The organism is Sphingomonas faeni (genome assembly GCF_030817315.1).
In the GTDB taxonomy this organism is placed as follows: Bacteria; Pseudomonadota; Alphaproteobacteria; order Sphingomonadales; family Sphingomonadaceae; genus Sphingomonas; species Sphingomonas faeni_C.
In genome coordinates this window covers 1,887,504-1,899,578 of sequence record NZ_JAUSZF010000001.1, presented here as the reverse complement: position 1 = coordinate 1,899,578, position 12,075 = coordinate 1,887,504, and the positions used below count along the sequence as shown (strand labels likewise).

Below are 12,075 nucleotides of genomic sequence, written 5' to 3'. Positions count from 1 at the left end.
GAAGGCCGGGGCCCAATTGGGGGACGGAGGTAACTTAGGCGCAGTCCTCCGTTACGACGACCTTTCCAATTGGGCCCCGGCCTTCGCCGGGGTGGTTCTAATGGCGAGGTATCCACGGATTTCTTTCCGCGCGCCCAAACCCTCGATTGACTAAGATTATGCGCCGCGTCACAACTCGCGACGTCGATGTCGGGCAACCGGCATGGTACCGCGCGGGAGAGCGTTTCCTGGTCCTTTGAGGTCCGATGGAACCGCCGAAGGAGCAACCACCCCGGAATCTCTCAGGCACCAGAGACCGCGCGAGGCTGATCGACACTCTGGAAAGCGTCCTGGCGTTCGCGCCGAGGGCCACCGAAGGGGTAAGCGCTGGACTTTGTTCGCGCGAAAGCTCTCAGGTCCCGTGACAGAGGGGGTTCGGATCGCAGCACCACCGGGTGCCGCGCGCCCCTTCGACGGAGACGAGCATGAGCGATCCCACTTTGCGCGATTACGCCAGCATCATCGATCAGGCCGACGATTACGTCGAGCCCGAGATCCTGCCACTGCCGCTCGACGCGTGGCACCGGGCGCAGGGCGCGCGGATGATCGAGTTCGCCGGTTACGAGATGCCGATCCAGTATGAAGGCATCATGGCCGAACACGCCTGGACGCGCGACTCGGCGGGCTTGTTCGACGTCAGCCACATGGGCCAGCTCGTCTTCTCCGGCGAAGGCGTCGCGCACGCGCTCGAAACCGTCCTGCCGGGCGACATCGCAGGGCTCGGCGAGGGCAAGATGCGCTATTCGCTGCTACTCGCGCAGGATGGCGGCATCCTCGACGATTTGATGGCCACGCGCCTCCCCGACGATCAGCCGTCGCCCTTCTCGGCGCAGGACGTCGAGCCTGAAGCGTACGACCCGCTTCACCCGTCGCCGACCGCCAGCGGCAGCTTCTACGTCGTCGTCAACGGCGCGACCAAGTACGACGACGTCAGCTACCTGATCGAGCACCTGCCCGACGACGTCACGATCAACATCCTCGAAGACCAGGCATTGCTCGCGGTGCAGGGGCCCAAGGCGGTCGAAGCGGTTGCGCGGATCGTCCCCGGTATCGACGGCCTCGTGTTCATGACCGCCGGCGCGTTCCACTGGAACGACGTGCCGCTGTGGATCAGCCGCTCAGGCTATACCGGCGAGGACGGCGTCGAGATCTCGCTCCCCGCCGAACATGCCGTCGCGTTCGCCGACGCGCTGCTGGCGCTTCCCGAGATCAAGCCGATCGGCCTCGGCGCGCGCGATTCGCTGCGTCTCGAAGCCGGCCTTCCGCTCTACGGCCACGACCTCGATCCCGAGATCACGCCGGTCATGGCCGATCTCGGCTTCGCGCTCTCGAAGCGCCGCCGCGAAGCCGCCGACTTCCCCGGTGCCGAGCGGATCCTCACCGAGCGCGAGCACGGTCCCGCCACCAAGCGCGTCGGCCTGATCGTCGAGGGCCGCCAGCCCGCCCGCGAAGGTGCCGAAGTGATCGACGACACCGGCGCGACGATCGGCCGCCTCACCAGCGGCGGCTTCGCACCCACCCTCGGGAAGCCGATCGCGATGGCCTATGTGCCGCTCGCGCTCGCCGCACCCGGCACCCGCATCGAAATCGCGCAACGCGGTAAGGTCCACACCGCCACCGTCACCGCGATGCCCTTCATTCCCCACCGCTACGTCCGCGCAGGAGCCAAGTGATATGAGCCGTTTCTTCACGAAAGATCACGAATGGGTCGATGTCGACGGTGATATCGGCACGGTCGGTATTTCGGAATACGCGCAGAGCCAGCTTGGCGACGTCGTGTTCGTCGACGTACCCGAAGCCGGGAAGACGCTGAGCAAGGGCGACGAAGCAGCGGTCGTCGAGTCGGTCAAGGCCGCGTCGGACGTCTATTCGCCGGTCTCGGGCACCGTCACCGAGGGCAATGCGGCTTTGACCGACGACTCGAGCCTGGTGAACTCGGACGCCGAAGCGGCCGGCTGGTTCTTCAAACTCACGCTCAGCGACCCGAGCGAACTCGACAGCCTGATGGACGAAGCCGCCTACGCGACATTCGTCGAAGGGCTCTGAGCTAACTGCTAACCCCCTCCCGCTAGCGGGAGGGGGCAGGGGGTGGGCGCGCGCTCTCCTCCAGCGTTCCGCCCGTTTGAAGCCGGGCGCCCACCCCCGACCCCTCCCGCATGCGGGAGGGGGGAGTCGATGCCGATGCGCTACCTTCCCCTGACCCAGCCCGACCGCGAGGCGATGCTCGCCGTCATCGGCGCCGCGACGATCGACGACCTCTTCGTCGACGTCCCCGAAGCCGCCCGTCTCGACGGCCCGGTCCGCGACCTGCCGATGCACGCCTCCGAAATGGCGGTCGAACGCCACATGTCGGCGCTCGCGAAAAAGAACCTTACCGCCGGCGAAGCGCCGTTCTTCCTCGGCTGCGGCGCGTACAAGCATCACGTTCCTGCCAGCGTCGATCACCTGATCCAGCGCGGCGAGTTCCTCACCGCCTACACGCCGTACCAGCCGGAAATCGCGCAGGGCACGCTGCAGATGCTGTTCGAGTTCCAGACGCAGGTCGCGCGGCTGCTCGGCACCGACGTCGCCAATGCCTCGATGTACGACGGCTCGACCGCGTGCTGGGAAGCGATCGTGATGGCGCGGCGCATCACCAAGCGTGGCAAGGCGATCCTGTCCTCGGGCCTCCACCCGCATTACGTCTCGGTCTCGAAGACGATGGCCAAGTTCACCGGCGACGTGCTCGACACCGCCGCGCCCGAGCTGGCGGCGGACATGGACCTCGACCAGTTGATCGCCAAGATCGACGACGATACGTCGTGCGTCGTCGTCCAGTACCCCGACATCCTCGGCCGCATCGCCGACCTGCGCCCGCTCGCGGACGCGTGCCACGCGAAGAAGGCGCTGCTGATCGCGGTCGTCACCGAGCCGGTTGCCTTGGGCGCGATCACCTCGCCCGGCGAGATGGACGCGGACATCGTCGTCGGCGAAGGCCAGTCGCTCGGCGTCGGCCTCCAGTTCGGCGGACCTTATGTCGGGCTCTTTGGTTGCAAGGACAAATACGTCCGCCAGATGCCCGGTCGCCTGTGTGGCGAGACCGTCGACGCGGACGGCCGCCGCGGCTTCGTGCTGACGCTGTCGACCCGCGAGCAGCACATCCGCCGCGAAAAGGCGACGTCGAACATCTGCACCAACTCCGGCCTCTGCGCGCTGGCCTTCTCGATCCACATGACGCTGCTCGGCGAAGCCGGCCTGCGCCAGTTGGCGGAGATCAACCACGCGGGGGCGGTTTCTGCTGCCGAACGCCTGTCGCAGATCCCCGGCGTCGAGCTCGTCAACGACAGCTTCTTTAACGAGTTCACGCTGAAGCTCCCGACCGAGGCCCGCCCCGTCGTCCGCACGCTCGCCGACCGCGGTATCCTAGCCGGCGTGTCGCTCGGGCGGCTTTACCCCGGCGAAGACGCGCTCGCGAACGGCCTCGTCGTCGCCGTGACGGAAACGACTACCGCGGAGGACGTCGAAACGCTTGCGTCCGCACTCCAGGAGATACTGGCATGAGCATCAACCAGAGCGGCTGGCGCCCGACCTCGCCCGAGGCGAACGCGGGTAACGTCCCAGCATCGGTAACCGGCAACAAGGCGCTGATGCTGGAAGAGGCGCTGATCTTCGAGATCGGCGACAACCACACCACCGGCGTCGATTTTGCGTCTCCCTCTCCCCTCCGGGGAGAGGGTCGGGGTGAGGGGCAGCCCAGCAATGCTGCGCCCGGAACAGCCCCTCACCCAACCCTCTCCCCGGAGGGGAGAGGGTTAAGCCGCTTGGCCGGTCTCGCCCGCAACAACCCAATCGGCCTCCCAGGTCTCTCCGAACCAGAAACAGTCCGCCACTACACCCGCCTCTCGCGCCAGAACTACGGCATCGACCTCGGCTTCTTCCCGCTCGGCTCGTGCACCATGAAGCACAACCCGCGCCTCAACGAGAAGATGGCGCGGCTGCCCGGTTTCTCCGACGTCCACCCGCTCCAGCCGGTCGACACCGTCCAGGGCGCATTGGAAGTCATCCACCAACTCGCGCATTGGCTCGTCACGCTCACCGGCATGACCTCGGTCGCGATGAGCCCCAAGGCGGGCGCGCACGGCGAACTCTGCGGCATCCTCGCGATCCGCGCGGCACTCGAAGCCAAGGGCGAGGGCGCGCGGAAGATCATCCTCGTCCCTGAGAGCGCCCACGGCACCAACCCCGCCACCGCCGCGTTCGCGGGTTATAGCGTCGAGGACATCCCCGCCACCGCCGAAGGCCGCGTCGACACCGCCGCGCTGAAGGCCCGGCTCGGCCCCGACGTCGCCGGCGTGATGATCACCAACCCCAACACCTGCGGCCTGTTCGAGCGCGACATGCGCGAGATCTCCGACGCGGTGCACGCGGCGGGCGGCTTCGTCTATTGCGACGGCGCGAACTTCAACGCGATCGTCGGCCGCGTCCGGCCGGGCGATCTCGGCATCGACGCGATGCACATCAACCTCCACAAGACCTTCTCGACGCCCCACGGCGGCGGTGGTCCGGGCTCGGGCCCGGTGGTGTTCTCGGAGGCTTTGACTCCCTACGCACCGCTCCCGTTCGTCGAGAAGCAGGGCGACCAATTCGTCCTCGTCGAAGAGGAAAATGCCGACGAACACCACGCAGGCAGCTTCGGGCGTATGGTCGCGTTCCACGGCCAGATGGGGATGTTCACGCGCGCGCTGACCTACATCCTGAGCCATGGCGCCGACGGCCTGCGCCAGGTGTCCGAGGACGCGGTGCTCAACGCGAACTACATCCTGCGCAGCCTCGACGACACGCTCGACGCACCGTTCGGGCCATCGGGTCCGTGCATGCACGAGGCGTTGTTCTCGGATTCGGGCCTCGCCGCCGGCTTCTCGACGATCGACATCGCCAAGGGCCTGATCGACGAGGGTTTCCACCCGATGACGATGTATTTCCCGCTCGTCGTCCACGGCGCGATGCTGGTCGAACCGACCGAGACCGAATCGAAGGCAGCGCTCGACCAGTTCATCGCCGCGCTCCGCTCGGTCGCCGAACGCGCGAAAGCCGGTGACCCCAGCCTCAAGACCGCCCCCCACTTCGCCCCCCGCGCGCGCCTCGACGAGACGCTCGCGGCGCGGAAGCCGGTGCTGGTCTGGAAGGAGCCGTCTCCGCTGGCGCAGGCGGCGGAGTAAATCGCGGCTCCGTTCTCCTGCGAACGCAGGAGCCCAGGGTTACGAATGCCGCCGCCCGTAGCCCTGGATTCCTGCGTCCGCAGGAAAACGGATTGCCCAGGGCACCGCAACCGATCTAGCCTCCGCCCCAACGGGGTGGGGGCCAAGATCAATGCAGGCGCAAGACGCACAAGGCTGGATCAGCTACGCGGTCACCGCCGTCATCATCGGCATCGTCTTCGCAGTCCGCTGGCGCCGGATGAGCGTGGTAAAACCGCTCAAGCTCGAACGCCTCTGGGTCTTCCCCGCGCTCTACGCCGCCGTCGCGCTGTACATGTTCACGATGTACCCGCCGCACGGCTTCGCCTGGCTATTCTGCGCGATCGCACTCGTCATGGGCGCGGCGCTTGGCTGGCAGCGCGGCAAGATGATGCGGATCACGATCGACCCCGACACCCATGCGCTCAACACGACCTCGTCGCCCGCCGCGGTCCTCTTCATCGTCGCGATCGTCGCGTTCCGCACAGGCGCCCGCGCGGTCATCGGCGACGGCCACACGCTAAACCTCGATGCGTTCGCGATCACCGACATGCTGATCGCGCTGGCGCTAGGCCTGTTCACCACCCAACGCATCGAAATGTACCTTCGTGCGAAGCGGATGCTGGAGACGGCACGAGTCCGCTAACCCGAACCGTCATCCCCGCGAAGGCGGGGACCCATACTGGCAACCGTCGGTAATCCAGACGAGAGGGCGGCCAGTCTGGGTTCCCGCCTCCGCGGGAATGACGGCGGTTGTCGACGTTCCCTTTACGGCCTCAAGCAATCGCCTGCTCAGTCTCTTCCCGCCGCCGGACATGCTCGCGCCAGACGATATACAACCCGCTCGCGACGATAACCGGCGCCCCGAACCACGTCGCCTCCGCCGGCAACGTGTCGAACACCAGCCACCCCAGCAACGTCGCCCAGAGCAAACTCGAATAATCCATCGGCACCACCACCGACACGGGCCCGAGCCGCAACGACGTCGTCATCGCGATCTGCGCCAGCCCACCGAATATCCCGACGCTCGCCAGACACACCCACGCGACCAGATCATGCGACTGCGCCGCCTGCGCATAGAACAGCGACAACGGGATCAACGACAGCGCCGAGAACCAGAACACCGTGGTCAGGGCGCTCTCGGTCTTGCCGATCTGCCGCAACAGGATCGACACGCTCGCCGTCCCGAACGCCCCCGCCAGCGCACACCCCGCACCCCATAACGGAAAGTGATCGCCGCTCCCCGGTTGCGCCACGATCAGCACACCCGCGAACCCGGCTGCGACTGCACCCCAGCGGTGCCACCCGGTCGGCTCGCGCAATACCAGCGCGCCGAGAATGGTCGCGAAGATCGGCACCGTGAACCCGATGGTCGTCGCCTCGGCCAGCGGCAAAGCAACGATACCGTTGAACGTGAACGCCATCGCTGACAGCCCGACCACCGCGCGCACGACATGCGCCGGCAACCGCTTGGTCGCCACAGAAGGCAGGCCCGGACCGGCGGCGATCACCCCCGACACCAGCAAACATGCGCCGAACTGCCGAAAGAACAGGATCTCCGACACGCTCGCGCCGTACCGCTCGGCCAGCTTGATCGCGGTGTTCATCAGCGCGAAGATCACGACCGACAGCAGCCGCATGCCGATGGCGGGAAGGATGCGGTCGGTTGGCATGCCTAGTCCCTAGCGAGGGGAGGGCGGGCATCCCACCCCAAACGTCCGCGAAACCCCCGTCATCCAGTCACAAACCTCCCGTCATCCTGACGAAAGTCAGGACCCAGGATACCACCCACACCGCCCGTGGCTCTGGGTCCTGACTTTCGTCAGGATGACGGGAAGGAGATGACGAACCCCCGCGCACCCGCTATCCGCACCCCATGATAAAGCGCGCACTCCCCGTCACCCGCGAGGCGGATTTCTCCGCCTGGTACCAGGCCGTCATCTCGGAAGCCGATCTCGCCGAGGAATCCGGCGTCCGCGGCTGCATGGTCATCCGCCCCTGGGGCTATGGCATCTGGGAGCGCATCCAGCGCCTGCTCGACGACCGGATCAAGGCGACCGGCCACGAGAACTGCTATTTCCCGCTCTTCATCCCGCTCTCCTACTTCGAGAAGGAGGCCGAGCACGTCGACGGGTTCGCCAAGGAAATGGCCGTGGTCACGCACCACCGGCTTAAGGCCGACGGGTACGGCCGGCTGATCCCCGATCCCGAGGCCAAGCTCGAGGAGCCCCTCGTCGTCCGCCCGACCTCCGAGATGGTCATCGGCGCGGCGTTCGCGCGCTGGGTCCAGTCGTGGCGCGACCTGCCCGTGCTCATCAACCAATGGGCGAACGTCGTCCGCTGGGAAATGCGCACCCGCATGTTCCTGCGCACCAGCGAGTTCCTCTGGCAGGAAGGCCACACCGCGCACGCCACCGCGGACGAGGCGCGCGACGAGACGCTCAAGATGCTCGAAGTCTATCGCGACTTCGCGGAGGAATGCCTCGGTGTCCACGTCATCGCCGGTGAGAAGCCCGAGAACGAGCGCTTCCCCGGCGCCGTCGCGACCTATTCGATCGAGGCGATGATGCAGGACGGCAAGGCGCTCCAGGCCGGCACCTCGCACTTCCTCGGCACCAACTTCGCGTCCGCGCAGAACATCCGCTTCCAGAATGCGGGCGGCGAGTTCGAGCTGTGCAACACCACCAGCTGGGGCGTGTCGACGCGGATGATCGGCGCGGTCATCATGGTCCACGGCGACGACGACGGGCTGCGCGTGCCGCCGATGATCGCACCGTGGCAGGTCGTGATCGTCCCCATGCTGCGCGACGTCCCCGAGGACGCGGCGATCGTTGACTATTGCAAGTCGCTCCAGGCCGAGCTCGCCAAGCAGTCCGCGCTCGGCGAACCGGTCCGCGCGCTGCTCGATCTCAAGCCCGCCAAGGCCGCGACCAAGCGCTGGGGCTGGGTCAAGAAGGGCGCCCCGATCGTGATCGAGGTCGGCGGCCGCGACGTGGCCGGCGGCAACGTCACGGTCATCCGCCGCGACCGTCTCTACCGCGAGGACGGCAAGCTCGACAGCAACGCCGTCGCGCGCGACACGTTCGTCGAGGAGGTCTCGGGCATGCTGCACGACGTGCAGGCGACGCTCCACGTCGAATCGATGAACCGGGTGAAGGGCAACATCGTCCCCGCCAGCGACTTCGCCGCGGTCGAAGCGCATTTCGCGGACGGCGTGAAGAACCCCGGCTGGGTCGACGTGCGCTGGTCGAAGCCTACCGGGCCTGCGCTCGACAAGGTCGTGGAGCGGTTGAAGGCGCTGAAACTCACCATCCGCAATGCGCCGATGGGCCAGACCGGGTGTGATGACGGCGCGTGCGTCTTCACGGGCGAACCCGCGGTCGAACGCATCCTGATCGGCCGCGCCTACTAGGCGCGCCGGTCGGCTGTGGCCGGCGGCTTTGGCGGCCGCGCGGGGGGCGGAAGCGTCCGAAGCCCGCCGCCAAGAAGCAGCCGAAACGGTCCGGTCTGTCGGCCACGTTGCAGTGCTGGTCTGGTATCGTCGCATCGGCTTGAGCTAAGCGACGTTGGAGGCAGGCATGGGCGTGACCGGAGTCGGCGGCCTCTTGACCCGGAGGTGATACGCGCCTGGTATGTCGAGCATCTCGGCGTCGGCTCGATGCCCTATGGATCGTGGGAGACGCAGGCCGGACCGAGCGTCTTCGCGCCGTTCGCGGTCGATGCCGATTATTTTCCCGCGGATCGGGCGTGGATGCTCAATCTGCGTGTCGACGACCTCGATGGCCTGATCGCGACGCTCCGCGCGGCCGGCATCGTGGTGATCACCGATCCCGAAAGGGACATGCCCGGTTTCGGCCGCTTTGCGCGCATCCAACATCCGGAAGGCAGCCCGATCGAGCTCTGGCAGTCCAAGGATGTTTCGTGACGACGCGGACTTAATTTGGTCCAATGAGCAGCGGCGGTGCGTGGAAGGGTGTCCGGAGTCTCGCCACTCCCGACGGCAGAACTTCACCCCTCCCTGGAAGGGAGGGGCAGGGGGTGGGTTGGCCTGATTGAGCCACGACGGTTCGGATGCGCGGAAGCCGACCCACCCCCAACCCCTCCCTTCCAGGGAGGGGAGCAGAACGGCGGGTCTGATCCGTATCAGCAGGTTCCAAGGGGGTCGCCGGCCGCGCCATCCGCCGCGCCACGTGCCACGCGCCACCCGGCACGCCCCTTAAAACAACTCCCCCTGAGGTCCCCTCGGCGCCCGGAACAGGTCGCTCCGCAACGCGACCCGCTCGCGGTTCAACCCATGCTTCGCGCACGCAATCCGAAACCGCGTCCCCAGCAAGTCCGCCCAAGGCCCTTGCCCCTGCATCCGCGTGAAGAAGTTCGGATCGTTATCCTTGCCCCCGCGCAGCGAAGCGATCGTCGCCATCACCTTCCCCGCGCGGTCCGGAAAATGCTCGTCGAGCCAGGCGCGGAACAGCGGCGCCACCTCGTGCGGCAACCTGACCGGGATAAAGAACGCCCGCGTCGCCCCAGCCTCCGCCGCGCGCGCGATCAGATGTTCGATCTCGTGGTCGGTGATCGCCGGGATCACCGGCGCAATCGACACGTACACCGGCACCCCCGCATCGGCGAGCTTCCGCACCGCCGCCAGCCGCCGCTCGGGATGCGGCGCGCGCGGCTCGACTGTCGATGCGACCTTGGGATCGAGCGACGTGATCGACATCGCCACCGCCGCCAGTCCCTTTGCCGCCATCGGCGCCAGCAGGTCGAGATCGCGCACCACCCGGTCCGACTTGGTCGTGATCGTCAGCGGATGATCCGTCTCGCTGAGCACCTCGATGATCCCGCGCGTGATCCGCCAGTCGCTCTCGATCGGCTGATACGGATCGGTGTTCGTCCCCAGTGCCATCGGCGCGACCGCATAGCCCGGCTTCGACAGTTCGGCGCGCAACAGCGCCGCGGCGGAGGGCTTTGCGAACAGCTTGCTCTCGAAATCCAGCCCCGGCGACAGGTCGTGAAACGCATGGCTCGGCCGCGCGAAGCAATAGATGCAGCCATGCTCGCATCCCCGGTACGGATTGATCGAGCGTTCGAACGGCACGTCGGGCGACGCGTTGCGGCTGATGATCGTCCGCGGAGTCTCGACCGTCACCGTCGTCCGCAGTTTCGGCGCGATCCCGTCGATCCCCTCGCGCATGTCGAGCCAGTCGCCATCCGCCTCGGTCTGCGGCAGGTTAAACCGTCGGCTCTCGCCGTTGAGCGTCGCACCACGAACCGGACGGGCCTGTTTCATCGACTAAAACTAGATGCTGGCTGAGAACATAGCAAGAACGAAATCAGCTCGGTAATGACCGATCGTAACCGCTCCGCGCCCGATCGAGGACCGTCGCGGTGCGCTGCGATTCCGGTCCCATCTACCGAGTTGAAACGCCCGAATTACGTCCGGTTATGGGACGATCGCGACGGGTGCGAATGATCGCTCGCCGCGCCTCGGGATAGCGCCTAGGGCGAAACGATGACGGAACAGCTTACCACCGTGGAACGCGCCTTCGAACTGGCGCGATCCGGCGCCTGCAGCTCGGTCAACGACCTGCGCCAGCGGTTGCGACGCGAGGGATATGATGCGGTGCATCTCCATCTGCACGGCGCATCGATCAACAAGCAGCTCGTCGACCTGATCCACGCGGCCAAGGGCTGACCGGCACGCTGCTACGCCGCGACGCGGCCCGCCACCACGGCGAGCCGCGCAACGCCGGTCACTTCTGCGCGAGCAAAGTCGCCTTCGGCATGTTAAGTCCCAGGGCGGCCCATTGCTTCGCCGTCTGGCACGTCGTCCGGCCGATATGGCTTCCGGTCACGGCGGCGTCGGTCAGGCAATATTTCTGCGTCTTCGCATCGTATTTCAGCACCGTCGTCTGCGGCGAAGTAATCGGTCCCGCAAACGCAGGCGCACTGGCGACGAGAACGGTAGCAAGCGCGAAGCTCTTCAGGATGATCGAGGTCATTGTGGCGTCCTTCACTGGTGTAGGCGCGCCCGGATGGGCGGTACCCAGACCAATGCATCGTGCGTGCCAGTTGTGTAATACAGTGCCACACTGGCAAGAAGGTGTTCAGATCGAACGACTTTCCGCCCACAGAATTCCGCAAGGCCTAATTTTGAATGTCGCGCATCACACCATTATCTGGTGATAACCGCATAAGGTTGGGAAGCGCGGGTCGCCTTACCCTCTTACTGGAGCGGGCAGGGGGGTATTCCGTCCTAACCCATAACGCCATCAACGCCGGCGCTGAAAATCAGCGCTCCAGCAGCCGCGGCATCAGCTCGACGAAGTTGCAGGGCCGGTGGCGGCTATCGAGCTGGTCGCGCAAGATGCCGTCCCAACCGTCCTTCACCGCCCCCGTCGAGCCGGGCAACGCGAAGATATACGTGCCCTTCGATACGCAGGCGCACGCCCGCGACTGGACGGTCGACGTGCCGATCGTCTGGTAGCTCAGCATGCGGAAGAGTTCGCCGAAACCGGGGATCATCTTCTCGGCGACCTGCTCGATTGCCTCGGGGGTCACGTCGCGCCCGGTCACGCCGGTGCCGCCGGTGGTGATGATGCAATCCACCTCGGGATCGCCGATCCAGGCGTGCAGCCGCGAGACGATCGTCTCGACGTCGTCCTTCTCGATCCGGCGATCGGCGAGGACGTGCCCCGCCTCGGTCAACCGCGCGACCAAAGTATCGCCCGAGCGATCCTCGGCGAGACCACGCGTGTCCGACACGGTCAGAACGGCAATCCGCACCGGCAGGAACGTCCGGCTTTCGTCGATCGGCATGAAA

At 66.4% G+C, this 12,075-nt stretch carries 12 protein-coding genes and 2 riboswitches; of the genes, 8 read left to right on the top strand and 4 right to left on the bottom strand.

The features are described 5' to 3' along the window. Positions 1-203 precede the first annotated feature (203 nt). Positions 204-308: riboswitch (glycine riboswitch) on the top strand. Then, positions 309-417: riboswitch (glycine riboswitch) on the top strand. 47 nt (positions 418-464) lie between these two features. The 5 genes from gcvT to QFZ54_RS08800 all read left to right on the top strand — a co-directional run bounded on the left by gcvT (position 465) and on the right by QFZ54_RS08800 (position 5,901). Then, positions 465-1,712 carry a glycine cleavage system aminomethyltransferase GcvT gene (gene gcvT, locus QFZ54_RS08820; RefSeq protein ID WP_307086402.1) on the top strand — a complete coding sequence of 416 codons (1,248 nt, stop codon included), beginning with the start codon at positions 465-467 and terminating at the stop codon, positions 1,710-1,712. A 1-nt stretch (position 1,713) separates the two neighbouring features. Next, a complete protein-coding gene (gene gcvH / locus QFZ54_RS08815) occupies positions 1,714-2,085 on the top strand; it encodes a glycine cleavage system protein GcvH (protein WP_307086400.1) in 372 nt (123 codons plus the stop codon). A 135-nt stretch (positions 2,086-2,220) separates the two neighbouring features. After that, positions 2,221-3,579 carry an aminomethyl-transferring glycine dehydrogenase subunit GcvPA gene (gcvPA, locus tag QFZ54_RS08810; protein ID WP_307086398.1) on the top strand — a complete coding sequence of 453 codons (1,359 nt, stop codon included), beginning with the start codon at positions 2,221-2,223 and terminating at the stop codon, positions 3,577-3,579. Continuing rightward, a complete protein-coding gene (gene gcvPB / locus QFZ54_RS08805) occupies positions 3,576-5,237 on the top strand; it encodes an aminomethyl-transferring glycine dehydrogenase subunit GcvPB (protein ID WP_307086396.1) in 1,662 nt (553 codons plus the stop codon). The genes gcvPA and gcvPB overlap by 4 nt, the downstream gene beginning before the upstream one ends. A gap of 151 nt (positions 5,238-5,388) precedes the next feature. After that, positions 5,389-5,901: a CcdC protein domain-containing protein gene (locus tag QFZ54_RS08800; protein ID WP_307086394.1), complete on the top strand. Its 513-nt coding sequence runs from the start codon at positions 5,389-5,391 to the stop codon at positions 5,899-5,901. A 130-nt stretch (positions 5,902-6,031) separates the two neighbouring features. On the opposite strand, the gene QFZ54_RS08795 is transcribed toward QFZ54_RS08800, so the two are convergent. Then, entirely contained in the window at positions 6,032-6,928 is an 897-nt protein-coding gene (locus QFZ54_RS08795; RefSeq protein WP_307086392.1) for a DMT family transporter, read from the bottom strand. 203 nt (positions 6,929-7,131) lie between these two features. Between QFZ54_RS08795 and QFZ54_RS08790 the strand changes: the two genes are divergently transcribed. Together QFZ54_RS08790 and QFZ54_RS08785 are read left to right on the top strand one after the other, a co-directional pair. Next, complete coding sequence (locus tag QFZ54_RS08790; RefSeq protein WP_307086389.1) at positions 7,132-8,667, top strand: aminoacyl--tRNA ligase-related protein; 1,536 nt, start codon at positions 7,132-7,134, stop codon at positions 8,665-8,667. Between the two features lie 204 nt (positions 8,668-8,871). Next, positions 8,872-9,180, top strand: a complete 309-nt coding sequence (locus QFZ54_RS08785) for a VOC family protein (protein ID WP_307086387.1) — start codon at positions 8,872-8,874, stop codon at positions 9,178-9,180. A gap of 291 nt (positions 9,181-9,471) precedes the next feature. On the opposite strand, the gene QFZ54_RS08780 is transcribed toward QFZ54_RS08785, so the two are convergent. Continuing rightward, positions 9,472-10,542 (bottom strand): PA0069 family radical SAM protein, encoded by a 1,071-nt coding sequence (locus QFZ54_RS08780; RefSeq protein WP_307086385.1) that lies wholly within the window; start codon positions 10,540-10,542, stop codon positions 9,472-9,474. 222 nt (positions 10,543-10,764) lie between these two features. Between QFZ54_RS08780 and QFZ54_RS08775 the strand changes: the two genes are divergently transcribed. Beyond that, entirely contained in the window at positions 10,765-10,947 is a 183-nt protein-coding gene (locus tag QFZ54_RS08775; protein ID WP_307086383.1) for a hypothetical protein, read from the top strand. Between the two features lie 58 nt (positions 10,948-11,005). On the opposite strand, the gene QFZ54_RS08770 is transcribed toward QFZ54_RS08775, so the two are convergent. Continuing rightward, on the bottom strand, positions 11,006-11,254 hold the full coding sequence (locus tag QFZ54_RS08770; RefSeq protein WP_307086382.1) for a hypothetical protein: 249 nt from the start codon (positions 11,252-11,254) through the stop codon (positions 11,006-11,008). A gap of 289 nt (positions 11,255-11,543) precedes the next feature. Continuing rightward, positions 11,544-12,071 carry a molybdenum cofactor biosynthesis protein B gene (gene moaB / locus QFZ54_RS08765; protein ID WP_307086380.1) on the bottom strand — a complete coding sequence of 176 codons (528 nt, stop codon included), beginning with the start codon at positions 12,069-12,071 and terminating at the stop codon, positions 11,544-11,546. Positions 12,072-12,075 lie beyond the last annotated feature (4 nt).